General features: G+C 67.0%; 24 protein-coding genes. 15 read left to right on the top strand and 9 right to left on the bottom strand.

From position 1 onward, the window contains the following. Nucleotides 1–9: 9 nt before the first annotated feature. From GUI70_RS06710 to GUI70_RS06695, 4 genes are all read right to left on the bottom strand, one after another. Nucleotides 10–2,004 (bottom strand): transglutaminase TgpA family protein, encoded by a 1,995-nt coding sequence (locus tag GUI70_RS06710; RefSeq protein ID WP_161881519.1) that lies wholly within the window; start codon nt 2,002–2,004, stop codon nt 10–12. Next, a complete protein-coding gene (locus GUI70_RS06705; protein ID WP_161881518.1) occupies nt 2,001–3,050 on the bottom strand; it encodes a DUF58 domain-containing protein in 1,050 nt (349 codons plus the stop codon). Before GUI70_RS06705 ends, GUI70_RS06710 begins: the two co-directional genes overlap by 4 nt. 22 nt (nt 3,051–3,072) lie before the next feature. After that, on the bottom strand, nt 3,073–3,597 hold the full coding sequence (locus tag GUI70_RS06700) for an ankyrin repeat domain-containing protein (protein WP_161881517.1): 525 nt from the start codon (nt 3,595–3,597) through the stop codon (nt 3,073–3,075). Between the two features lie 134 nt (nt 3,598–3,731). Beyond that, nucleotides 3,732–4,724, bottom strand: a complete 993-nt coding sequence (locus GUI70_RS06695; RefSeq protein WP_161881516.1) for an AAA family ATPase — start codon at nt 4,722–4,724, stop codon at nt 3,732–3,734. 113 nt (nt 4,725–4,837) lie between these two features. On the opposite strand from GUI70_RS06695, the gene GUI70_RS06690 reads away from it, so the two are divergent. Beyond that, nucleotides 4,838–5,620: an enoyl-ACP reductase FabI gene (locus GUI70_RS06690; RefSeq protein WP_161881515.1), complete on the top strand. Its 783-nt coding sequence runs from the start codon at nt 4,838–4,840 to the stop codon at nt 5,618–5,620. A gap of 16 nt (nt 5,621–5,636) precedes the next feature. On the opposite strand, the gene GUI70_RS06685 is transcribed toward GUI70_RS06690, so the two are convergent. From GUI70_RS06685 to GUI70_RS06670, 4 genes are all read right to left on the bottom strand, one after another. After that, entirely contained in the window at nt 5,637–6,608 is a 972-nt protein-coding gene (locus tag GUI70_RS06685; RefSeq protein WP_161881514.1) for an SDR family oxidoreductase, read from the bottom strand. A 36-nt stretch (nt 6,609–6,644) separates the two neighbouring features. Then, on the bottom strand, nt 6,645–7,358 hold the full coding sequence (gene gmk / locus GUI70_RS06680) for a guanylate kinase (RefSeq protein ID WP_161881513.1): 714 nt from the start codon (nt 7,356–7,358) through the stop codon (nt 6,645–6,647). A 103-nt stretch (nt 7,359–7,461) separates the two neighbouring features. Then, nucleotides 7,462–8,031, bottom strand: coding sequence for a DinB family protein (locus GUI70_RS06675; protein ID WP_161881512.1), 570 nt, complete (start codon nt 8,029–8,031; stop codon nt 7,462–7,464). A 7-nt stretch (nt 8,032–8,038) separates the two neighbouring features. Next, the gene (locus GUI70_RS06670; RefSeq protein ID WP_237724751.1) at nt 8,039–9,082 is read right to left on the bottom strand and encodes a tRNA dihydrouridine synthase; all 1,044 of its coding nucleotides are present in this window, start codon (nt 9,080–9,082) and stop codon (nt 8,039–8,041) included. A 202-nt stretch (nt 9,083–9,284) separates the two neighbouring features. Between GUI70_RS06670 and GUI70_RS06665 the strand changes: the two genes are divergently transcribed. The 13 genes from GUI70_RS06665 to GUI70_RS06605 all read left to right on the top strand — a co-directional run bounded on the left by GUI70_RS06665 (nt 9,285) and on the right by GUI70_RS06605 (nt 21,535). After that, the gene (locus GUI70_RS06665; protein WP_161881511.1) at nt 9,285–9,779 is read left to right on the top strand and encodes a GNAT family N-acetyltransferase; all 495 of its coding nucleotides are present in this window, start codon (nt 9,285–9,287) and stop codon (nt 9,777–9,779) included. A gap of 64 nt (nt 9,780–9,843) precedes the next feature. After that, entirely contained in the window at nt 9,844–10,593 is a 750-nt protein-coding gene (gene argB, locus GUI70_RS06660; RefSeq protein ID WP_161881510.1) for an acetylglutamate kinase, read from the top strand. Next, nucleotides 10,590–11,279, top strand: coding sequence for a histidine phosphatase family protein (locus GUI70_RS06655; RefSeq protein WP_161881509.1), 690 nt, complete (start codon nt 10,590–10,592; stop codon nt 11,277–11,279). The genes argB and GUI70_RS06655 overlap by 4 nt, the downstream gene beginning before the upstream one ends. 106 nt (nt 11,280–11,385) lie before the next feature. After that, on the top strand, nt 11,386–12,618 hold the full coding sequence (locus tag GUI70_RS06650) for an ABC transporter substrate-binding protein (protein WP_161881508.1): 1,233 nt from the start codon (nt 11,386–11,388) through the stop codon (nt 12,616–12,618). Next, on the top strand, nt 12,600–14,660 hold the full coding sequence (locus tag GUI70_RS06645) for a beta-N-acetylhexosaminidase (RefSeq protein ID WP_237724750.1): 2,061 nt from the start codon (nt 12,600–12,602) through the stop codon (nt 14,658–14,660). Before GUI70_RS06650 ends, GUI70_RS06645 begins: the two co-directional genes overlap by 19 nt. 47 nt (nt 14,661–14,707) lie before the next feature. Continuing rightward, nucleotides 14,708–15,625 carry a carbohydrate ABC transporter permease gene (locus tag GUI70_RS06640; RefSeq protein WP_438503455.1) on the top strand — a complete coding sequence of 306 codons (918 nt, stop codon included), beginning with the start codon at nt 14,708–14,710 and terminating at the stop codon, nt 15,623–15,625. Next, complete coding sequence (locus tag GUI70_RS06635) at nt 15,622–16,530, top strand: carbohydrate ABC transporter permease (protein ID WP_161881507.1); 909 nt, start codon at nt 15,622–15,624, stop codon at nt 16,528–16,530. Before GUI70_RS06640 ends, GUI70_RS06635 begins: the two co-directional genes overlap by 4 nt. A gap of 25 nt (nt 16,531–16,555) precedes the next feature. Continuing rightward, entirely contained in the window at nt 16,556–16,939 is a 384-nt protein-coding gene (locus GUI70_RS06630) for a hypothetical protein (RefSeq protein WP_161881506.1), read from the top strand. 32 nt (nt 16,940–16,971) lie between these two features. After that, nucleotides 16,972–17,382 (top strand): hypothetical protein, encoded by a 411-nt coding sequence (locus GUI70_RS06625; RefSeq protein WP_161881505.1) that lies wholly within the window; start codon nt 16,972–16,974, stop codon nt 17,380–17,382. Between the two features lie 124 nt (nt 17,383–17,506). After that, on the top strand, nt 17,507–17,770 hold the full coding sequence (locus tag GUI70_RS06620) for a DUF4177 domain-containing protein (protein WP_161881504.1): 264 nt from the start codon (nt 17,507–17,509) through the stop codon (nt 17,768–17,770). Between the two features lie 35 nt (nt 17,771–17,805). Next, nucleotides 17,806–19,140 (top strand): FAD-dependent oxidoreductase, encoded by a 1,335-nt coding sequence (locus GUI70_RS06615; RefSeq protein ID WP_237724749.1) that lies wholly within the window; start codon nt 17,806–17,808, stop codon nt 19,138–19,140. Nucleotides 19,141–19,256: 116 nt separating this feature from the next. Continuing rightward, on the top strand, nt 19,257–20,033 hold the full coding sequence (locus GUI70_RS06610; protein WP_161881503.1) for an alpha/beta hydrolase: 777 nt from the start codon (nt 19,257–19,259) through the stop codon (nt 20,031–20,033). After that, nucleotides 20,030–21,535, top strand: a complete 1,506-nt coding sequence (locus GUI70_RS06605) for a DUF4127 family protein (protein ID WP_161881502.1) — start codon at nt 20,030–20,032, stop codon at nt 21,533–21,535. Before GUI70_RS06610 ends, GUI70_RS06605 begins: the two co-directional genes overlap by 4 nt. Before the next feature lie 43 nt (nt 21,536–21,578). On the opposite strand, the gene GUI70_RS06600 is transcribed toward GUI70_RS06605, so the two are convergent. Further along, complete coding sequence (locus tag GUI70_RS06600; protein ID WP_161881501.1) at nt 21,579–22,673, bottom strand: acyl-ACP desaturase; 1,095 nt, start codon at nt 22,671–22,673, stop codon at nt 21,579–21,581. A 243-nt stretch (nt 22,674–22,916) separates the two neighbouring features. Between GUI70_RS06600 and GUI70_RS06595 the strand changes: the two genes are divergently transcribed. Further along, nucleotides 22,917–23,393 carry a peroxiredoxin gene (locus GUI70_RS06595; protein ID WP_161881500.1) on the top strand — a complete coding sequence of 159 codons (477 nt, stop codon included), beginning with the start codon at nt 22,917–22,919 and terminating at the stop codon, nt 23,391–23,393. Nucleotide 23,394: the final 1 nt, after the last annotated feature.

Genomic DNA, 23,394 nt, shown 5'->3' with positions numbered 1-23,394 from the left:
AGCCAGGCCTTAGCGCACCCGAAAGTCCCGCACCGCCTGCACGAAGGCCCGCACCTGCTCAGCGGTCGGCTCGGGGCCGTAGCGCAGGCGCTGGTACTCACCGATCAGCTCGCGAATGCGTCCGGACTGACCAGGATACCGCCCGGCGGCGCGCTCGGCATAGGCACTGCCGGGTTCGTGCAGCTCTCTGGGCAGCTTCAGGCGGCGGGTCAGCAGCACGTAGGCAGTGGAGAGCGGCTCGGCAGGCGGGCGGCGGCGCAGCAGCAGCGGCACGAAGGCCAGCCCGATCGCCGCCGCGCCGAAGAGAGTCAGCCGCCAGTCGCCGAGTTGTCCCAGACCCAGTTTGGCAAACAGCTGGCGCTGCTGCGCGCCGTCGTAGCCGATGACCCAGGTGTTCCAGAGGTTTTGCAGGGCGTCAAGGCGCAGACTCAGGCCCGCGAGCAGTCCGCCCTGGCCTGCCGCCAGCCCCGGCGCACCTTTGAGCGATGAGACGCCCCGCTCAATGCGGTCGGGTGAGACGGTGGCCGTGGGATCGATTCGCAACCAGCCTTGCCCGGCCAGCCACACCTCGGTCCAGGCGTGGGCATTGGCCTGGCGCACAATCTGGTAAGCACCGTTGGCCTCGGCCCCCTGGTAGCCGGTGACGACCCGCGCCGGAACGCCGGCCGCCCGCATCATGATGGCGTAGGCGCTGGCGTAGTGCTCGCAAAATCCCCGCCGGGTGCTGAACACGAAAGTGTCCATGCCGTTGACGGTGGGCAGCGTCGGCGGGTTGAGGGTGTAGGTGAAATCCCCCTGCCGGAACACATTCAGGCCCGCCTGGACCCGCTCGGCAGGCGGCAAATTGAGCCAGCTCCTGGCCAGTTCGCGCAGGCGCGGGTTGGAGCGCTCGGGCAGTTGAAGGTTGCGCATCAGCCAGGCCGGATCGGCATTGATGCCGTAGCTGTAGTCGGTGGCGGCACTCAGCTTGAAGCGGGTGCGCGCCCCGATCCGGCTGGGTTTGATGACTTGCAGGTTCTGGGTGATGAAGGTGCCGTCCGGCAGCGAGGCGGGGGCATCGAGGGCCAGCACCCAGGCGCGCTGGTGCGGCTCGACGGTCAGGGTGTAGGCCCGCACCGGGCCGCGCACGGTCACGTCGGGTAGCTGACGGGGGCTGCCGCCCAGTCGCCAGGTCTCGCCGTCGAAAAATTCCATCACCGGGCCGCGCCAGTAGAGCTGATCGGAGGGCGGCACCGGGCCGTCGAACTGTGCCCGGAACGCCACCTCGTCGCTGAGTGCCAGGCTGCTGATGCCGCCCGGATTGACCGTGTCGGACAGGCCCGAGGCGCTGCTGCCGCCGCTGACCGGCATCTGCCACAGCGGGCTGTCGGGGCGCGGAAACAGCACGAATAGCGCGGCGGCCAGCGGCAGCGCCCGCAGCAGCACGCCGCCCGATGATTTCAGCAGCGGCGAGAAGCGGGCCAGCGCCGACCCAGCCGAAGGCAGGCCCGCCAGCGCGCCGGGGCGTTCCCACAGCGTGAGAGCCGCGCACAGCCCTGTCACTGAGAGCAGCGCGTGAAGAGCGGTCACTGTGTCCTGGGCGTAGAAGAAATGCGTCACGGTGACAAAGAAGCTCAGTAGGGCTAGCGTCTGGAGGTCGCGCCCCGTGCGGGTTTCCACTGCCTTGAGGGCGATCAGCACCACCAGAATGGCTGTGCCCCCGTCGCGCCCCAGCAGGGTGTCGAAGGCCGCCAGCAGACCCCAGCCTGCCATCAGTGCGATCAGCAGCAACAGCAAGGACTGGGCGAGAACGGGGAGTGCCGAAACCCGTTTCAAAGCCACTCCCACCCGGTAAGCCAGCAGCAGCCCCGTGAGCAAGCTGGCCCACCAGGGCAGCCGCAGCAGGTAGGGCAGCAGGCACAGCGTCAGCGCGGCCAGCATGGCGAGCAGGGCGGGCAGCGGCAGCGGCGCGGGCACAGACGCCGGGGCTGCCCGGTGGCGCGGCAGTTGGACGCTGAAGGTCATGGTCGGCCCGCCAGGTGAGCTTGTCGCTCCGGCGGGGTGTCCTGGCGAGCGGGTTGCGAAAGAGCCAGGGCATTCAGGGCGCGGCGCGAGTGGGCCTCGCCGCTGCCCTCCTCCACCGTTCTGTCTGGCAATTCCAGGCGGTAGCGGGCATCGTATTGGCGGGCTTGCCGTACCCAGGCGCTCAGGCGCGAGTAGCGGGCCTCGGGGTCCAGGCCGCGCAATTCGGCATAGTCCAAGCGTAGGGTCCAACTGATCGGTGCGTCGAACACCTTGGTATGGAGGTCGCCGGTGCGGGCCGAGTGCCGCCAGGCCACCTGCCGGGGGGCGTCGCCGGGCAGGTAGGGCCGCACGCCCGCGAAGTCCTCCTGGCCCGCCGCCCGCTGCTGCCCGCTGCCCTCGCTGGCCCGCGTGCCCGGCAACGGCGGGGCGTCCACTTCGGGAGCCGGGTAGATCAGCGCCTCGGCGCTCAAGAGCGGATAGGTCACGCCGCGCCACAATCCCAGAGCGTCACGGCCTTCCAGCCGCAGGCGCGGCAGGGTCAGCGGGCCACGCCGGGGGGCCGCGATCATCACTGGCGCGGTGGTCTCGGCCTGCGCCGCCACGTCGAGCAGCGTGATGGTCGCCGAGCGCGGGCGATGGGCGCGCAGGCGCAGCCGGGCGCGAGGCTGGTCCGAAGGATTTTGAACCCGCACGGCGAAGGCCGCTTCCTCTCCGGCCCAGGCGGTGTCCGGCGGCGCGGCGCTGAGCCTCAGGCCGCTGAGACTGCGCGAGGCCGCCACCGCGCCCGACACCCACAGCCCCAGCATCAGGAAGGTCACCAAGTAGCCGAGGCTGAGCTGGTAGTTGACGCAGCCGATCAGGGTCAGCAGGGCCGTGAGCAGAAACGCCGCGCCGAAGCGGGTCGGGTACACACGTGGACCCTTCGAGAAGTGGGTCGCAGGGGCCACGGTGATGCCCAGGCCCTGGTCGGCGTTGCCGTCGTCGCTGGCCCACCCGCTGAGGCGCTCGCGCAGGTTGGTGGGAGAAGCCGTGGGGGGCTGGGTCATGTGGGCATCCTGGGGGTCGGGGTTAAGAAGCCGGGCTGAGCAGGGCGTCGAGCTGGGCAGCGGTGTCCTGCGCGTTCATCAGCCGGGCGGCGTCGGCCACCGACAGGCCGCCCACGTCGCGGGCATGCAGGTTCGCACCGCGCGCGAGCAGCCAGCTCACCATCTCGGTGCGGTTGAACATGGCGGCCATCATCAGTGCCGTCTTGCCGCCGGGGCCTGCCGTCTCGGTATCGGCTCCGTGATCGAGCAGCAGTTCGGCCATCTCCAGATTGCCCTTGAAGGCCGCGCCGACGAGCGGGGTCTGCCCTTGGTCGTTGGCGAGTTCGGGGTCCGCGCCGTGGGCCAGCAGTTGCCGGGTAGCTTCCAGGTGGCCGTGGTAGCTGGCCAGCATCAGCAGGCTGTCACCTTTCTGGTTGAGCAGGTTGGCGGGCAGCCCCTGGTCGAGCAGCGGCCCGAGCTGATCGGCGTCTCCGGCGCGGACGAGTTCGAAGACCGACTGGAGAAAGGCGAGCGTTTCGGCGTCAGGGGCGGGTGGGTGGTCGGTCATGGGTGTTCAGCTCCTTGAACGGGCCGGAAGGTGAGGGGCACGGCCCGGTTCATAAGCAGTATCAAAGCAGAGCCGGATGAATGCAGGTGCAGCCAGCCTCCGTTACTGCTTCATCATCCAGGCAGCCCGGCAGCTCAGGGAATCGCCACCGCGCTCAGCAGTTGCGCGGCCACCGCCGGACTCGGCGCTCCGGTGGCGCGGCCCAGCAAGCGGTGGGCCGCCACGCTGCCGAACACCGCCTGCACGTCCTCGGGCAGAACATGGGCGCGGCCCGCGAGCCAGGCCCAGGCGCGCGCCGCCGAGAGCAGCCCCAGCGCCGCGCGGGGACTCAGGCCCGCCTGCACGTCGGGGTGGGCACGCGAGGCGGTGATCAGCGCCAGCACGTAGTCGGCCAGCGCGCCCGAAACATGCACCGCCGCCGCCGACTCCTGGGCGGCCAGCAAAGCGTGCGGGGTCAGCACGGCGCTGAGTTCGCGTGCGGCGTCGCGGCGGCCCCCGGCCAGCAGCAGTTCGCGTTCTGCACGCGGGTCGGGGTAGCCCAGCGAAACGGTCATCAGGAAGCGGTCGAGCTGCGACTCGGGCAGCGCGAAGGTGCCGAGCTGCGAGGCCGGATTCTGGGTGGCGATGACGAAAAAGGGTGTGGGCAGGGGCCTTGTGGTGCCGCCCTCGCTGACCTGTCGCTCCTCCATCGCTTCCAGGAGGGCTGACTGTGTCTTGGGGGTGGCGCGGTTGATCTCGTCGGCCAGCAGCAACTGGGTAAACACCGGCCCCTCGTGAAAGCGGAACTCGCGGGCGGCAGGTTCGTAGATGCTGACGCCCAATAGATCGGCGGGCAGCAGGTCGCTGGTAAATTGCAGCCGCGAGAAATGCAGCCCCAGGCTGGCGGCGATGGCCTGCGCCAGGGTGGTCTTGCCGACGCCCGGCACGTCCTCGAGCAGCAGGTGGCCGCCCGCCAGCAAGCATGCCAGCGAGAGCCGGACCTGCCCGGACTTGCCCAGAATCACCCGGTCGAGCTGGGCGAGCGTGGCGGCGACCAGGGAGGAAAGGCCAACGTCCGGCTGGCCCGCGCCGCCCCCGGCACGGGTGGGGTCAGTCCCGGCACTCACCTTCGGCAGCGTGCGGGTCATGAACGGCGGGAGCGGGCGGGCCGGAGGGGAGCACTCATCCGTTCAGCCTAGCGGGCTGCGTCTGCCAAAACACTTACGTCCCCAGACTGTGTCTGGCCCGCTACACTCTAAGCATGATTTTACTTGATCTGAGCGGCAAAACGGCCCTGGTAATGGGCGTCGCCAACGCCCGCAGTCTCGGCTGGGCCATTGCCGAGCAACTGCTCGCGGCGGGCGCGCAGGTGGCCTTCAGCTACCAGGGCGAGCGCCTGAAGCCCGAACTCGAAAAGCTGACAAAGGACTACCCCGGCACCCTGCTCCAGCAGGCCGACGCCACCAGCGAGGCCGACCTGAGCGCCCTGTTTGCCCGGATCAAGGCCGAGTTCGGCACGCTGGACGCGGTGGTCCACTCGATTGCCTACGCGCCGCGCGAGGCGATGGAGGGGAGATTCCTCGACACCACCCAGGCCGACTGGGACACCGCCCTGTCGGTCAGCGCCTACACCCTGGTGAGCATCTGCCGCCACGCCGAACCGCTCCTGGTCGAGGGCGGCAGCGTCATCAGCCTGACCTACCACGCCTCGCAGAAGGTCGTGCCCAAATACAACGTGATGGGCGTGGCCAAGGCCGCCCTGGAAGCCGCCACCCGCTACCTGGCCGCTGAACTGGGCGCGAAGGGTGTGCGCGTCAACACCATCAGCGCCGGGCCGATGCGTACCATCGCCGCCCGCAGCATTCCCGGCTTCTCGACCATGTACGATCAGGCGGCCAAGGCCGCGCCGCTGGGCCGCAACGCCACCTCACAGGAAGTGGGCAAGCTCGGGCTGTTCCTGCTCAGCGACCTCGCCAGCGGTATCACCGGGCAGGTCGTCTATGTGGACGCGGGCAGCAGCGTGATGGCGATGAAACTGGAGTAGGGCGCGGACTTCTTCTCTAGTCCTGCCCGAGCAGTTGCGCTTCCCGCTCGGGCGTGATCGCGTACGGCAACTCCCGATTCCGGCTCCAAGCCTGGGTGTCACGCGCTGTGGTGGCCGGATCGGTCAGAATCAGGCCCGCTGTCACGGCCCGCGCGTTGCTGACGTTCATGCACCCGGCGTGCGGATCGTCGTCGGCCACATACAAGCTGAGTTCCTCGGCATCCGGAAAGTGCTGGCGCAAGGTTTCGATGTCGGTCCAGTGCATCTGGGCCGTGCCGGGCTGACCCGCCCCGCACACCCGCAAGAAGTCGGCCCAGGTCAAGCGCGGGCCAGCCAGGTTGAAGACGCCGGAAAGGTTGGCCTCGACCACCCTCAGCGCGAAGCGGGCCACATCGCGCACGTCGATGACTTGCAGATGATCGGAGCCGTCGCCGGGAGCCAGCATCGCACCGCCGAGCGTGGCCCGCTCGGCCCAGTACGGATAGCGTGGGGTAGGGTCGTGCGGCCCGGCCACGATCTGGGGACGCAGAACCGTGCAGGCGTCAGCGTAAAGGCCTGCAACGATTTGCTCGCAGGCGACCTTGAGCGGGCCATACGTCTCGCCGTCGATCTCGGTGACGCTCTTGGCGGCGGGCGCTTGCAGAGGACTGGCCTCGGTGATCGGCAAGTCGCACGGCTCGGTGTAGACGGCGCGCGAGCTGATGTACACGTAGCGCCCCACCCGCTGCTGCAACACCTCGGCGCTGGCCCGCACCTGGCGGGGCGTGTACCCGCTGACATCGATACAGGCGTCCCAGTTTCGGTCCGCCAGGGCGCTGAGGCCCGCCGCCCCCTGATCACGGTCACCGCGCAGGCGCTCGACTCCCTCCGGCAGGTCGTCGGGCGAGCGGCCCCGGTTGAAGACCGTCACCTGATGTCCGGCCAGCAGCGCCGCCTCGACCAGATGCCGCCCGATAAACTGGCTGCCGCCGAGAATCAGCAGCTTCACCGCGTCTCCGGTTTCACGGTGTTGCCCGCCCAGCCCTCACTCGGCCACGACACTCTGCAACGCCGCGTCGTTAAGCCGCTCGGCTTTGAGCCGCTCGGCGCGCTGAATGGCGCACAGATCATCCACCGCCCGGTCGAGATCATCGTTGATAACCACGTAGCGGAAGTGGCGGGCCTCCAGAATCTCCTCGCGGGCACGCTCCAACCTCTTCTCGATGCGCTCGGGCGTCTCGGTGGCCCGGCCCTCCAGGCGGCGGCGCAACTCGGTGAGGCTCGGCGGCATGATGAACACCAGGACCGCCTCGCTCGTCTGGGCCGCCACCTGCATGGCCCCCAGCACCTCGATTTCCAGAATCACGTCCTGCCCGCGCGAGAGCGCCTCGTCGATGGGACCTCTGGGGGTGCCGTAGCGGTTCCCGACGAACTCGGCGTGCTCCAGGAATCCACCGGCCTGGGCATGGGCCTCGAACTGCTCGGCGCTGACGAAATGGTAGTCCAGCCCAGGGCGCTCGCCGACTCTGGCTTCCCGGGTGGTCCACGACATCGAATAGAAGACGCTCTGATCCCTGAGCCACTTCTCGCGCAGCGTGCCCTTGCCCACGCCCGAGGCGCCGGTCATCACGATCAGCAGCCCGCGCCGGGACGGGCCGAACGACGAGCTGACCGGGGCGGAACTGATGGGCGCGGCCGCAGCAGCACGCTCCGGGGCGGACGGAGATTGAAGCGGTTCGGGATTCAGCGTGGCCGACATCCCGCCAGCATACCGCTCACCCGCCGCTCCTGCACAGCCGAATGTCTCAGACACGGAGCGGAGCCGACAGCTGAACTTGACGCGTGGTGTTGAGGTGGGGCCCTTATTCTGCGAGCGTCTCGTCGTCGTCGAGGCCCAGACCGTCTTCGCCGACCACGATCTCAGGTGTCTGGGGGCGCACGAAGCGCAGGTAATCGAGCCAGGGCGGGGTGTGGCCGAGCTGACGCACCAGCAGGGCGATCTGGGCCGTGTGACGCACTTCGTGGGTCATCACGTACCACATCAGCTGATCGAGCGTGACGGTGGCCGAGGCCGGATCGTCCTGCACCAGCTTGATGGCCGCGTTCAAATCTGGGGTGGTGTCCAGAAACTGCTGGGTGCGGCGCTGCACCCCTCTGCCATAGTCCACGATCCAGGACAGCTGGTACTGCTCGGCGTGGGGACTCACCCAGTCGTGCTTGAAGGCGCTGGCCTCCAGCCCGTCGCCGCGCGCGATCACGTGGACCCAGTGGTCTTCGATGTCGGTGACGTGCAGCAGCAGGTCCTTGATGTTGTGGAAACGATCGGCCTCGATCAGCGGAGCGTTGAGGTCACTTTCCGGCAACGCCCGCAGAAAATTCCACAATTGCTCGCGGGCGGCAGCAAGGTAGGTGTAATATTCGCGGACATTCATGCTTTGATTAGAGCATACTCGCTCGCGCCGGGCCGTGAGGCGACCCCGCCGGATCCGTCAGCGGGGCCAGCAGCGCCTCGGCTTCGGGCAGGGTTTCGATACGCACCAGGGCGCCGCGCAACTCGCTCTCCATCAGCGCGGTGCCCGCCAGGTAGCGCGGCAGCACCTTGCGCATCTGCTTGATACCGCGCCACTCGCCGTACCACTGGGCGTTGAGCCGGGTGTGACGCAGCGCCGTGGTGGCCCGCCACACCGCGTCAGGCGACTCGAAACCAGGATCGGCGAGTTCGGTGAACACCCAGGGCTGCCCCACCGCCCCGCGCCCGATCATCACGGCGGCCACGCCGGTGTTCAGGCGCTCACGGGCCTGAGCAGCACTCAGCACGTCGCCGCTGCCGATCACCGGCACCCCGACGCTCTGGGTCACCTCGGCAATGGCGTCCCAGTCGGCCTCGCCCGTGTAGCGCTGCTTGGAGGTCCGGCCATGCACCGTGATCAGGCTCACCCCCGCCGCTTCCAGGCCCTGCGCGACCTCCACGGCGCGGTTGGTGTCGAATCCCAGCCGGATCTTGGCGCTCACGTCGAGCGGCACGGCAGCGCGCATGGCCGAGATGAGTTCGTAGGCGACTTCCGGCGTTTGCAGCAAGCAGGCCCCGCCCTTGCCGCGCACCTTGGGCACCGGGCAGCCCATGTTGAGGTCGATGGCAGCAGGGTTGAACCAGTCGGCCACCCGCTTTGAGGCCTCGGCCAGCAGTTCGGGTTCCGCACCGAACAGCTGCACCACCCGGCCCTCTTCGCCCGGATACGGTTTGCCGATGATCAGGTCCTCGGTCTCGTTGCCCAGCACCAGGCCGCGCGAACTGATCATCTCGGACACGGTCCAGAGTGCTCCGGCCTCGGCACACAGCTGGCGCATCGGGGCGTCAGAATATCCGGCCATCGGGGCCAGCACTGCGCCGGGATGCTCGGGCGTGCGCCCAGCCAGGCGTCGGGCATAGAAGCCGCGCTGGTCGGGCAGCGAGGCGGGGGACTCGGGAAATGGGGCCGTCATAGAGTCAGGGTAGCAGGGGCAGGCCAGCTGCTTTGTTCACGCCAGCACGGCCCGCGCCGCCTTCGCTGCAGCGCCTCGCTGGGCGATTCACTTTTCTGTCAGGTGGCGGCGGGTATGCTGACGAAGCATTAAAGAGTACAAAACTCTCATCTTCTGCGGCGGCCAGCTCAAAAGCCTGCGCGGAAAGGGAAGGTATGATTCCTTGAAGGTCCAACCGATGGCGCTGCCGAGCGCACCACTCCTCCACGAACTCTACCGGGCCACCCCCGGCTACTTCGCGCTGCTGGGCTGTCCGGTGCCGTCACTGCAAGAAGTCACCCGCGACATCGAGACGGCGCTCTACGATCCGCGCCGCCGCCTGGAGCTGCTCTACCAGGAAAAAGAACTGGTGGGCAGCCTCGACTACAAGCTCGACTACCCGCAGGCGGGCGACGTGACCATCAATCTGCTGCTGATCCGGGAAGACGTGCAGTCGCGCGGCCTGGGGCGGCAGGTGGTGCGTGACTTGGAGAAGCGGCTGCCGCACAGCCAGCGGCTGCTGGCCAGCGTGCTCGGGGACAATGTGCGGGCCGTGCAGTTCTGGGAGCGCCTTGGCTTTGCCTTTGCCACCGACGCCCGCCCGGTGATGACCTGGTACGCCAAACCGCTGCATCAGCAGGCGCGGCCGAATCAGCCGCTGCTGACGTCCGGCAACTAGTTCAAGGAGCGGCAGTGACCGGCAGGTCGCCAGTCACGGGCAGCCGGGCCTTATCCTGGGCGGCATGATCGTCAAGTACGGCGGCAACGCCATGAAAAGTCCCGAACTGCGCCGGGCGGTGGCGCGCGAACTGGCCGCCCTGGGCTGCGAGCAAGCGCTGGTGGTCGTTCACGGCGGCGGCCCGGTCATCGAGCGCGAGCTGGCGCTGCGCGGCATCAAGAGCGAATTCGTGCGCGGCCTGCGTGTTACCACACCCACCGCCATGCAGATCATCATGATGGCGCTGGGGCAGCTCAACAAGGAGCTGTCGTATGAGATCGGCGGCGCGCTGGGCCTGCTCGGCCACGATTCGCGGCTGCTGGTGGCCACCCCACTGGGCGGCGAGCTGGGCCGGGTGGGCAAAATCGTGAGTGTGAACGCCGAACTGCTGCGCACCCTGACCCAGGTGAACCTGATTCCGGTGGTGGGCTGCGTGGCCGTCGACGAACACGGCGAGGCGCTCAACGTCAACGCCGACACCGCGGCGGGCGCGGTGGCCGGAGCGCTGGGCGAGGGCGTCATCTTCCTGACCGACGTGGACGGGGTGTACAGACAGTTCCCCGACCCGGCTTCGATGACGCAGCAGCTCAGCCGCGCCGAGGCCGAGGCAGGCATGGCCGAGGGCTGGATCGCAGGCGGGATGCTGCCCAAGGTGCGCGCCGCCCTAGACGCCCTGGAACGCGGGGCTACCTACGCCACCATCGCCAGCGGCATGCAGGCCGGGGTGCTGCGGCAGGCAGCAGCGGGCCAGGCCGGAACCCGGATCGTGCCGTGAGCACGCCCCAGAATCCACCTCTGCCAGCCGCCACCCTGCTGCTGATCCGGCATGGCCGCACCGCCCACAACCAGGCCGGGAAAATCCAGGGCCGCTCGGAAGTGCCGCTCGACGAGGAGGGCCGGGCGCAGGCACAGCACCTGGCCGTCCACCTCGCTGAGCAGGTTCAGGGCGGGCAACTGGGCAGGCCTCCCAGCCGCATCTGGGCCAGCGATCTGACACGCGCCCAGCAGACGGCGCAGGCGGTGGCGGCAGCCCTCGGCGCGGCGGTCATCACCGACCCCCGGCTGCGCGAGCAGTCGTTCGGCGAGTACGAGGGCCGACTGCTCAGCGAGCTGCTGGCCGAGAACCCGGTGTTCGAGCAGGCCTGGACCCAGGACTTCGGCGCACTGCACCCGCCCGGCGGGGAAAGCTTTGCCGAGACGACGGCGCGGGCGCGGGCTTGGTTCGAGGAAGCCCGGCCCCGGTCCGGCGGTGAGCTAGCCATCGCGGTGTCGCACGGCCTGACCCTCAGCGCCCTGCTGTGCGCCCTCAGCGGCCTCACGCCCAGCGAGGCAATGCGGCGCGGGCTCTTTCGGCACGGCAACACCGCCTACACCACGCTCAGCCTCGATCCTGAAACCGGACAGGTCCGCAAATACAGCGCCGTGCAGGCCGTGCACCTGACGGTCGGCGCTGCCGGATAACTGGATTGCTGACTGAACCTCTTACCATCGCCAGCGAAAGACAGGCTAAATTGACTCCTCAGTCACCCAAACCGCAGACCATCCGGCCTTGTCCGGGGGAGCCAAGATGACCAAGACCTTGCTGATGACCGCCGCCCTGCTGGGCCTCTCCGCCGCCAGCGCCCAGAAAGCCACCCTGGAATTCTGGACCATCTCGCTCGCGCCACTCTTCAACGACGAGATGAACCGCCTCGCCGCCGCCTTCGAGAAGGCCAACCCCGATACGGACGTCAAGTGGGTGGACGTGCCTGCCACCGCCATCGAGCAGAAGCTGCTGGCCGCTGTCGCCGCCGGACGCCCGCCCGCCGTGGTCAACCTCAGCAGCGACATGACCGTGAAGATGGTGCAGCAGGGCGCGCTGGAGCCAATGACGCTCAGTGACGCCCAGAAAAAGCTCTACTTCGCCTCGCCGCTCTCGACCTTCACCTTCGACAACAAGGTCTACGGCACGCCCTGGTACTGGGCACCCAAAGTGGTGGCCTACAACACTGACATCTTCAAGAAAGCTGGCCTCGATGCCAGCAAACCCCCGTTGACCATTCAGACCATGATCGCCGCCGCGAAGCAGATCAAGGACAAGACCGGAATGTACGGCTTCATGCCCAACATCAACGGCACCGGGCTGCTGTATCTGTTTCAGGAAGCGGGCCTGCCAATTCTGAGCAATGATAAGAGCAAGGCCGTCTTCAATTCCGACAAGCACATCCAACTGCTGCAAACCTATATCGACCTGTACAAGAAAGACTACATCCCCGAAGACACCCTGCGCCGGGGCTATGTGGGGGCCACCGAACTCTACTCGGCGGGCAAACTGGCCATGCTGATCACCGGGCCCCAGTTCATTTTGCGGGTCGCCAACGACAACAAAGCGGTGTACGACCTCACCAAAGTCGCGCCGTACCCGATCAACATCGCCGGAAACGTCATTCACACGCCGCTGATGGGCATGGTGGTGCCCAAAGGCGTCAAGGACAAGGCGCTGGCGCAGCAACTGGCCCTGTTTCTGACCAACGACGCCAACCAGCTGGCCTTTTCCAAGGTCACCCAGACGACCTTTCCCTCGACGGTGAAGGCCAGCGGTGACAAGTACTTCAAGGCGGGCGGCACCAACGCGACTGATCAGGGACGGCTCGTGAGCAGCAAGGAACTGAAGAAGGCCAAGGATCTGACGCTGATCTACCCCGACGCCTCCAAACTCAACAAGGTTTTCAAGGACAATGTCGAGGCGGCCATGCTGGGCCAGAAAACGGCCAAGGCCGCGCTCGACGACATCGTGAAGGCGTGGAACGCCTCTCTGTGAGCTGGGGCCAGCAGGCCGCTCTCCTCACTGCTCTGCTGCTCTCCCCTGCCCTGGCCGCGCCCGCCACTCTGACCCCGGTGCCGGACGCGCTGGCTGCCGTGCCAGGCAAAGTGCTGATTCCGGCCCCACAGAAGGCTGAGTTTCCTGCCGGGACCTTGCCTCTGACGGGCCTGGGCCTCAAGCTGGTCGGTAGCGCCCCGGAACTCGGCTGGGCCGCCCGCGATCTGAAGGCCGAGTGGCAGACCCGGCTGGAGACGGTGCTGCCAGACAGCGGAAGCGTCAGCATCACCATCGGCACACGCTCGGACCCCGCTCTGGCAGCCCGGGCGAAGGCGGCGGGCCTGTATACCGAGCAGCCGGAAGGCTACGCGCTGTGGGTCGATCAGAGCGGGGCGTACATCGTCGGGGCCGATGCGCAGGGTGCTTACCACGGCGCTCAGACACTGCGGCAACTGCTAACCCCAGCCGGAGTGCGCTTCGCCCGCATTCAGGATTTTCCGGGCCTGAAACAGCGCGTGGCGATGATTTACCTCGACTCGTACAGTAGAGGCGTCAACGACCGGCTAATCCCGATGCTGGCGGGGCTGAAATACAACGCCGTGCTGATCATGAGCGATTACGTGCAGTGGGATGTGGCGAAGGCGGGCGGCTGGGCCTCAGCGGGCGGGGCGAGCAAGGCCGAGGCGGCGCGGGTGGCCGATCTGGCGCGCAGCTACGGCCTGGAGCCGATTCCGCTGATCGAAACCCTGGGCCACGTCGGCTGGATGTTCCAGGGCGGCAAGAACCTCGATCTGGTGCAGGATCCGCAGTCGCAGAACCCCTACGCCTATGACACGCTCAACCCCGAAACCTACAGCCGGGTGATTTTTCCAGTTCTGAAGGAGGCGGTAGAGACCTTCAAGCCGAAGCAGATTCATATCGGCCACGACGAGGTGCGCAACCGCGACCGCTTTCCGGCGCGCGACAACGGCAAGGCCGTCGGCTTCGAGAAGCTGTTCGTGGACGACACGCTGAAACTGCACGATGAACTCAAGTCGCTGAACGTGGGTACGATGATCTGGCACGACGCGGCGTTTGCCGACGCGGTGGCCGCCAGCCTGCCCGCCCAGCTTCCCAAAGACATCACGGTGGCCTCCTGGAACTACAGTCCGGCTCCCGATTACCCGATTCTCAGCACCATCAAGGACGCGGGCTTCAAGGCGCTGGGCGCGAGCTGGGGCGACCCGCTGGGCACCGAGAATTACGCGTTGGCCGCTCAGAAGCGGAGCGCGGACGGCATGATCCAGACGCGCTGGACCGGCTACTTCGGCAATCCCAGTCTCTGGGATGGGCAGGCCGACCAGGGCGTGAACTATGTGCGCGGCGGCAACAGCTTCTGGAATCCGGGGGCCAAACCGCTGGCCGAGGTGGACCCGACCCTGGCCGAGACGACCTACCGCGACCTCTACGCCCCGACCCCCTACGCCCAGCACGCCGGGCAACTGGTGGACCTCTCCAAGCTGGTGACGCGCCCCCTCAGCGACCCCGACGAGAAAGGCTGGATTCACAAGGGACCGGCCATCGACCTCTCCAAACTGCCCACCGGCACGGTCAAGATCGGCGCGTACCGCTTTGCCATCGGCGGCGCGGTGATGCTGAAAGGCTCGCGCGGCGCGGCGTCCGATTTGCCGACGCAGGCCACCGTCGAGCTGAACCAGAAGGCCGACCGCCTGGCCTTTTTGCATACCACCGGCTGGACCACGCCCAAAACCCGTGACACGGTAGGCCGCTACGAGATCGTCTACGCCGACGGCAGCAAGGTGGTGCAGCCACTCGACTATGGGCGGCACATCCGCGCCTGGACCGAGCTGACGCCCAGCAGCATGGTGCAGGCTCCCGGCTGGCGCGGCAAGACGGCAGACGGTCTGGACGTGAATCTGGGCGTGCTGGACTGGGTCAACCCCAAACCCGGTCAGGTCATCAAATCGGTGACGCTCATCAGCGAGGGGAAGGAAGCCAATCCGGCGCTGATCGGGCTGACGCTGATCGGGAGTGGCAGATAAGCGCTGGCGCTCTTCCATCCCCCATCCCAAAAGGACACCCCTTGAGCCTGACCCGCCCCGCCTCGCCACCCCGTCGCAGCCGCCAGAGCCGCCGCACCACGTTCCGCACGGCGCTGCTGGCCTACAGCTTCATGGCTCCGTTTCTGGCGCTGCTGCTGCTGTACCACACCTGGCCGATCATCTTCGGCACGTACCTGGCGTTTACCAACTACAACATCATCAGCCCGCCCCAGTTCGTGGGCCTCGACAATTTCCGCGAACTCATTCGGGACCAGCAGTTCTGGAGCGGGGTCGTCAACAGTCTCAAATACATTCTGGTGGTGCCGGTCATTCAACTCCTCAGCATCGGCGTCGCCATGCTGGTCAACCAGCCGCTCAAGGGCATCGGCTTTTTTCGCACCGCTTTCTACGTGCCGGTGGTGACCAGTTTCGCGGTGGTGGGTCTGATCTGGACCTGGATGTACCAGCAGTCGGGGCCGGTCAACTTCGTGCTGATGCATCTGGGCCTGATGAACCGCGACAGCAGCCTGCTCAACAACCCCGGCTCAGCACTCTACGCGGTGATGTTCGTGACGCTGTGGAAGGGCGTCGGCTACTACATGGTGCTGTATCTGGCGGGCTTGCAGAGCATCGGCCGTGAACTGGAGGAAGCCGCCGTGATCGACGGGGCCACCCGCTGGCAGGTATTTGTCAATATCACGCTGCCGGGGCTGCGGCCCACCATCCTGGTCTGCAGCCTGCTGAGCACCATCAGCGCCGTCAAGGTGTTCGAGGAAATCTTCGTGATGACCCAGGGCGGGCCGGTGGGTAGCACCTACACGGCCCTGTTTTTCACGTATGCCAAGGCCTTTCAGGACTTCCGCTACGGCTACGCGGCGGCGGCGGGCATCGTGGTGGCCGTCATCAGCCTGATCTTCGGGATCGTCAACTTCCGGCTGACGCGCGGTGGGCGGGTAGACGCATGACCACCACCCCCACTGACTTTGCCCGCACCGCCGCTCAGCTCAAGGCGCGGCGCAGGCAACGCACCCGGCTGCACCATCTGGCCGCCTACAGCGTGCTGGTCCTCATCGCGCTGATCATGCTCTACCCGTTTTACTGGACGCTGATCACCAGCCTGGAACCCACCGGCAACATCTACCAGGCCAAACTCGCGCCGAGCGGGGTCAGCCTCAGGAACTACGCGGCCGTGCTGAGCGGCACGACGGTTCCCTTCTGGCGGATGGTGCTCAACAGCGTCGTGATCTGCACGGTGGGCGTGCTGGGCAGCGTGACCTTCGCGGCGCTGGCGGCCTACCCGCTCGCCAAGATGCGCTTTGCGGGCCGCGATCTGATCTTCTACGCGATTCTGGCGCTGGTGGTGCTGCCCAACGAATCGGGCCTGATCGTCAACTATGTCACCACCATCAAGCTCGGCCTCCTGGAGCAGCGCGGCCCGGTGTGGGACATGATTACCCAGTACGCGGCCATCGTGCTGCCGAGCATCGCCAGCATCGTGGGCCTGTTTCTGATCCGGCAGGCGTACCTGGGCGTGCCGCTGGAACTGATCGAGGCGGCCCGCATCGACGGCGCAAAAGAGCTGACCATCTGGCGGCGCATCATGCTGCCGCTCTCGATGCCGACCATCGCGGCCTTCGCCATTCTGGAATTTGTGGCTCTGTGGAACAGCTTTCTGTGGGCACGCATTCTGCCGCTCGACCCGCAGATGCTGCCGCTCTCGGCGGGCCTGCTGGAACTCTCGGGCACCTTCAGCACCAACAGCCGGGCGACGATGGCGGGCGCGGTGCTGGTCATCATCCCGATTCTGATCGTGTTCGCCTCACTGCAACGCTATTTCATGCGGGGCATTGAGGGCGCGGTGAAAGGCTAAAGCCCGACGAGGCGTAGAGTGAAGCATGAAACCCTGGACGCTGCTGGGATTGGCAACGCTGGCGCTCACCGCTTGCCAGAGCACTCCGCACGGCACCGAAACCGTCGAGCTGACCGTCACCCGGGTCGTTGTGCCCCAGCATGTCGGTGCCAGCGACGATCTACCGGTCGTCATCACGGTAACGCTGGGCGGCTGTCAGACCTTCAAGGGCTTCGCCGTGCAGGAGCGCACTGCCAGCACCCTCAAATTGCTGGCCCAAGGCACGTCGCCAAGCGGAAAGAATGTGGTCTGTCCGGCGATCATCGGTTCTGCTGAAAAAACCTACATTGACCCCGGCAGCCCTGCCCGAACCAGTCCCTTTGAGGTCTTCGTGAACGGTCAGTCCTACGGCAGCGTCGGCGTCGAGTAACCAGTCCCGCGATTCTGCCCAGGAGGTTCACCGTGAAACGCGCTGCCTTGCTCGCCTCCTGCCTGATCTGGTCGGTGCTGGACCTGAGCGCCTGCCAGTCCGCACCAGCGCAGGACAAACCCACGCCGAACGACCCGCCCGAAGTGATCGACGTGCTGAAGGTCAGCCTGCCGCCGAGCGTGGCGGCCACCGGGGTGCTCAGGATCACCGTCAGCGTGGCGCAGGGTGGCTGCCTGCATTTCACCAATTTCAAGGTCGGTCGGCGCACCCCCACGCGCCTGGAACTGGCGGTGCAGGGCCGCCCGGTCAGCGGCAGCGTCGGCTGCCCACCCGTGACCGGCAACGTGGCCGAAACCTACAGCGACCCCGGCAGCCCTGCCCGAACTGGTCCCTTCGAGGTCTTCGTCAATGGCCAGTCTTATGGCAGCGTCGACATCGACTGAAAAGCACCTTCGCTTCGACTCGCGCCAGCACTGGCCCACGCCTGAACATTGTCGAATTTGAACGGTCACAGCAGAGCGCGTGGGCGCACACTGGGTTCAGGAAACCGCTCCGGGAGGCGCAAGCATGAAACGCTGGGAGTATCAGGTGGTCAAATTCGAAACGGGCGGCCTGCTGGGCGGCATCGTAGACGGCGAGCAGCTTGAGCAGGCCCTCAACGCGCTGGGCGCAGGCGGCTGGGAAGTGACCGGAACCAGCGACACCGCCATGCAGCACGGAGCCACCCGCGATCTGGTGGTTATTCTCAAACGCCCGCTGGAAGCCAGCTTGCCCGAATCGAGCACAGCAGAATTCAGCGCAGCCGATCCCGGAGCGGAGCGGTTCGCCTGAGCCTGCCCTACGCCACTTCAGATCAGCGCTGGGACGTGCTGGTGGCGGGCGGCGGCACGGCGGGGGCGATCGCGGGCGTCGCGGCAGCGCGGGCAGGTGCGCGGGTGCTGGTCCTGGAAGCCCAGGGCAGCCTCGGCGGCAGCGGCACCAACGCCTGGGTCACGCCGCTGATGAAGAACGTCTCGGCGGGCCAGAACCTCAACCGGGGGCTGACCGACGAACTCAAGGCCCGGCTGCTGGCCCGCGGCGACGGCGCGCGGGACCAGAACGGCAACGACAACTGGTTCAACCCCGAGGGCCTGAAATACGTGCTGGAGCGCCTGCTGATCGAAGCGGGCGGCGAGGTGCTGTACCACACCAGCGTCGTCGCGCCGGTACTGGACGGTGAGCGCATCAGGTCGCTGGTCGTCCACAACAAGGGCGGTTTGCAGGGCCTGGAAGCGGACGTGTTCATCGACGCCACCGGCGACGCCGACGTGGCCGCCGCTGCGGGCGTGCCGTTTCACGCCGGAGACGAGGACGGGCTGCACCAGGCCATGAGCCTGCGCTTCTCCCTGGCCGGGGTGGACCTGGAGCGGCTGTGCGCCTTCCTGAGCGCCAACGGCCAGTGGCAGGAATCGCCCCGCTTCATGCACTTCTGGATGGTGTGGGGCAAGAAGAGCAGCCTGGAGCCCTTGTTCAAGCAGGCGGTGGCAGATGGGGTGCTTCAGGAGCGCGACGGCGATTACTTCCAGGCCTTCAGCGTGCCGGGCCGCCCCAATGAGCTGAGCTTCAACTGCCCGCGCATCCGGGCCGACCTCAACGACGGCACCGATCCCTGGCATCTTTCCGGCGCGCAGACCGATGGACGGGAGGCCATCGAGCGCTTGATCCGCTTCAGCAAGACCTCCCTGCCCGGCTGCCAGGACGCCTACCTCGGCAGCTACGCCCCGATGGTCGGCGTGCGCGAAACGCGGCGCATCGTGGGCGACTACACCCTGACGCTGAGCGACATGCTCGATTGCCGCAAGTTTGAGGACTCGATCTGCAAGAACCACTACCCGGTAGACATCCACAGCGTCAAGGGCGGCGCGAAGCTGCTGCACGAGCGCGAGGGCACCGCGCCCTACTTCGCTCCCGACGCTTACCACGAGCTGCCGTACCGCTGCATCGTGCCGCAGGGCATCCGCAATCTGCTGGTGCCGGGCAGAGCGGCCAGCAGCACCTTCGAGGCGCAGAGTTCGATCCGGGTGCAGCAAAACTGCCACAGCATGGGCGAGGCGGCAGGGGTGGCGGCGGCCTGGGCAGCGCGCGAGTACGGCGGCGAGGTGCGCCGGGTTGACGGCACGGCCCTGCGCGAGAAGCTGCGGGCGCTGGGCGCCAACGTCTAGGCGCGAAGCGGTCGACCGTCTATGAGAGAATGCCCCCAGTTCGAGTTGCCATTCAGCTTTCAGGGGGAAATGCCGATGAACCACACCGCCGCGCACGCTACGCCGGGCCGCGTTCCATGACCGCCGAGCGCACCTTTTCGCCGGACGACCCGCACGCCTCGCCTCAAGCAGGGGGCGTGCCCTACAGCGTTGAGCGCCGCGTCTTCGCCCGCGTGCCGTGCTTGATCGAGCGGCCCAGCCTGCCCGTTCGCGCCCTGCTGATCGCTTACCACGGCTCCGGCGCGGCCAAGGAGGGCAAACTGGGCGTCTACTCGGCGCTGACCGCCCAGGGCGTGGCCGTCGTCATTCCCGACGCGCCGCTGCACGGCGAGCGGACCCTCAGCCAGCCGGGGCTGAATCACCGCGAGTTCGTCTGGGAAAGTGCACGGCGCAGCGTGGCCGAGGCCGAGGCGTTCATCACGGCGCTGCTGAGCGAATTCGGCAAGGTGCCGGTGTTCGTGGTGGGCAGCAGCATGGGCGGCTACGTGGCCCTCAGCCTGGCCCGCAGCGAGCGTCGGGTGCATGGCGCGGTGGCGCTGATCACGTCGGGCGTGTGGCAGGAGCCGGACGTGAACGCGCCGGGCACCCGGGCCTTTCTGGAAGCCCAGCGGCCCAACACCCACGCCGAGGGCTACCCGCCCACCCCGCTGCTGCTCCTGAGCGGTGACAGCGACCCGGTGTTCGCGCTTGAGCAGCACCACGTCCCCACCGCCGCCGCCCTGGAGCGGGCCTACCTCGCGGCGGGGAGCCCCGAGCACTTCAGCGCCCAGGTGTATCCCGGCGTGGGCCACTACACCAGCCAGAAGATGCGCGATGCGGTGATGGCCTGGGTGACGGAGCGGCTCGAAGGGTGACCCGCCTGCTCTTGATTCCCCCCGACACCCGCCCGGTCACCCTGACGCTGCCGACCCTGCTGGCCCAGATGGTCGGCGCGGAGGTCGGCGTGCCGCCGCAGAAGGCACTGCCCCACTTCTTCACGCCCGGCGACCCGGCCAAGCTGCGTCAGTGGCTCCTCAGGATGGCTCCTCAGAGCGACGTGCTGGTGGTGTGCCTGGAAACCCTGACACTCGGCGGCATGATCCCGGCCCGGCGCGTCTCGGATTCGCTGGATGACGTACTGGCGCGGCTGGACGTGCTGCGAGAAGTCAGGGCGCTCAACCCGGCACTGAGTATCTACGCCTTCGGGGTGGTGGTACGCGTCGCCCACGACAACGACCCCCATGAGGAAAAACCCTACTACGGGCAATGGGGCCGCGAGCTGCGCGCCTACGGAGTGGCCCTCGACAAACTGGCGCGCCACGGCGAGGGCGAGCGCTCCGCGCTGGACACGGCCCAGGCCGCCCTGCCCCCTGAGATTCTGGCCGACTGGCTGGGCACCCGGCGGCGCAACCATGCCCTGCACCTGGCCGCGCTCGAACTGGTCAGGGTGGGCATCATCGCGCACCTGTGCCTGACCCTGGACGACACCGCCGAGTACGGTTTGGCCGCCCTGGACCGCCGCGCCCTGGAAGCGAGGACCGACGCCCTGGCACTCTGGAGCCGGGTGGACATCTATCCCGGAGCCGACGAGGTGCCGTGCACCCTGATCGCCCGCGCGCTGTGCCCGCAGCCGCAATCCGCCTGGGTCGTCTACAGCGGTCTGAACGGGTCACAGGCGGGCCTGATCTACGAGGACCGCCCCGCCGGAGAGTTGCTGCGCGCCCACCTGCGGGCGGCGGGCTGCCGACTGGCCGATACGCCCCAGGAGGCCGATTTCGTGCTGATGGTTAACACGCCGGGCACACGGCAGGCCAACGGGCAGCCAGATTTCGGCACGGTGGACACGGCCCAGCGCCACCTACCTGCCTTCGTCGACCGAGTGGCTGAAGCACTGGCAGCTGGACAGCGGGTCGTGCTGGCCGACATCGCCTACCCCAACGGCGCGGAGCGGCGGCTGTGGACCATGCTTCAACCGCTGCCGCTGGCGAAGCTGGCGGGGTACTCGGCCTGGAACACGGCGGGCAACACCCTGGGCAGCGCCGTCGCCTTCGGCAAGCTGGCCGGGCAGGTCGTGAACCGCGCCGCGCAGGCGCAGGCCCTCCTCTCGCAAATGGTGGACGACGCGCTGTATCAGGCGTTCGTGCGCCCCGAGGTACGGGCGCGGCTGCACCAGCCCAGCCCCTACGACCTGGGCGAGCAGCGGGCGACGGCGGAAGAGCACCTCCAGCAGATCATCACGCCGATGATCGGGGACCTATGGGCGCGGCATTTCGCAGACGAAGGCCTGGCGTTGAGCGTGGGCGTAGCACATCTGGCCTGGCCGAGACTCTTTACCGGGGTCTTTCCGCTGGACATCAGCGAATCACAAGCAAATTGAAAACGCCGGAGCGTTGGCCCCGGCGTTTGCGATGTTGCGTGACTTAGTCGTCCGCCGCCTGCTCGGTCCTGCGGGGCACGGCAGGGTTCTGGATGAACTCGGTGGGATCGATAGCATCGAAGCCGATCAGCTTCTCGTAGTCCTGAATACGCATGTGCAGTCTCTTGACGTCGCCTTCCACCATGCCGTAGTCGAAGGTGTCCCAGATGACGGTGGACTTGAAGTTGCCGCCGTCGAAGTCCGGCACCTCGCGGGTTTTTTTCAGGCCCTCTTCCAGCGATTTGCGACTCTCGATGCCGAGATTGCGAAAGGCCACCTGCATCACGTCGCGCGAGAAGTCACGCGGGCCGTAGATGCCGGCGCGGTACACCGTTTCGTAGAACTTCTCCCAGTCCGGCACCAGCTTGGCGGCGGGCATCGAGAACTGCGAGACGATGGCGCGAATGGCTTCCAGGGTGCGCTGCGGGTAGTAGTAGAGGTACATCCGCACGCCTTCGAGGAAGAAGTTGTAGTGCGCCGCCTCGTCCACTGCGATGGTCTGGGCGACTTTGGCCAGCACCGGGTCGGAGAAGTCTTTGAGGTGCGGCTTGTCACTCTTGCCCTGAGCGATTTTCATCATGTTCAGGTAGTTGAGCTGGGTGGCGCGCTCCTGAAACACGGTGTAGACCATGTTGTGCAGGGCGTCGGGGAAGGGCAGCTCCCAGGTCTGGGACTTGAGGCGCTCCTTGTACTCGGCAATCCACTGAGGCGTACGCTGGCCCGAGAACAGCACCGAGTTTTCCCAGGCGTCGGCGTGCTTCTCTTCCTCGCTGCCCCAGCGCATCTGAAAGTGGCTGCGGCCATGCGAGCGGCGCACCAGATTGATCAGGTTGCTGGTGAAATCCGGGGCGTACTGCTCGACGGCGAAGAAGCCGGTCAGCACGGTCATGATGTCGGGCGGTAGATTGGGCGAGAGCGCGCGCCAGTTAAACGATTTGTCGGCGTTCCAGTTGCGGGTTTCCTGACTGCGGGCGGTGTACCAGCGGTACAAGCCCAGGAAGCCGCGCTCGATCAGGCGGTCCTTCTCACGGTTGCTGAGCAGCCCGGCGGGGGTCTGGGGCACATCCGCCAGCATATTGGGGGGCATCACATCGGCCATAAGCGCTCCTTTGCTCGTCTCGCCGCATGTGCGACTTAAGCAGAACTGCTTTCCTGAGGCGGACGTAACGACAGAATATCACCCTGCCCTGGGTCACAAATCCGTCTAACAGACAATTCGTCAGGAAGCATGAAGGCTTGCATTAGGTTCAGCATTTAGACGACTAAGCTTTCACTCCACTCCCCACAGAATTCGTTCAGGCATGCGCCTGCCGATGCTGGGCGCTTCGGCTAAACTGGCGGCATGACGACTCCTGCTCCGACCGCGCTGCAAGTGGGCGACCTCGCGCCCGACTTCACCCTGCCCTCCACGGGCGGCGATCCGGTGACGCTCAGCAGCTACCGGGGCCACAAGAACGTGGTGCTGGTGTTTTATCCGCTCGATTTCTCGCCGGTGTGCAGCATGCAGCTTCCCGAATACTCGGGCCGCCAGGACGATTTCGCCGAAGCGGACGCGGTCGTACTGGGCATCAACCGTGACAGCCTGCACACCCATAAGGCCTGGGCCGCCGAGTACGGCATCGAGGTGCCGCTGCTGGCCGACATGAATCTCGAGGTGGCCCGCAGTTACGGCGTGGCCATTGAGGACCGCGCCATCTCGGGCCGGGCGGTGTTTCTGATCGACAAGGAAGGCAAACTGCGCTTCCGCTTCGTAGAGGAAAAGACCGGCGACTACACCCTGCGCCCCGGCGAGGTGCTGAAGAAGATTCAGGCGCTGTAGC

It is taken from the genome of Deinococcus alpinitundrae (assembly GCF_009982895.1).
Classification (GTDB): Bacteria; Deinococcota; Deinococci; order Deinococcales; family Deinococcaceae; genus Deinococcus; species Deinococcus alpinitundrae.
The sequence above is the reverse complement of the archived record's forward strand: the minus strand, read 5'-3'. Positions and strand labels throughout refer to the sequence as shown.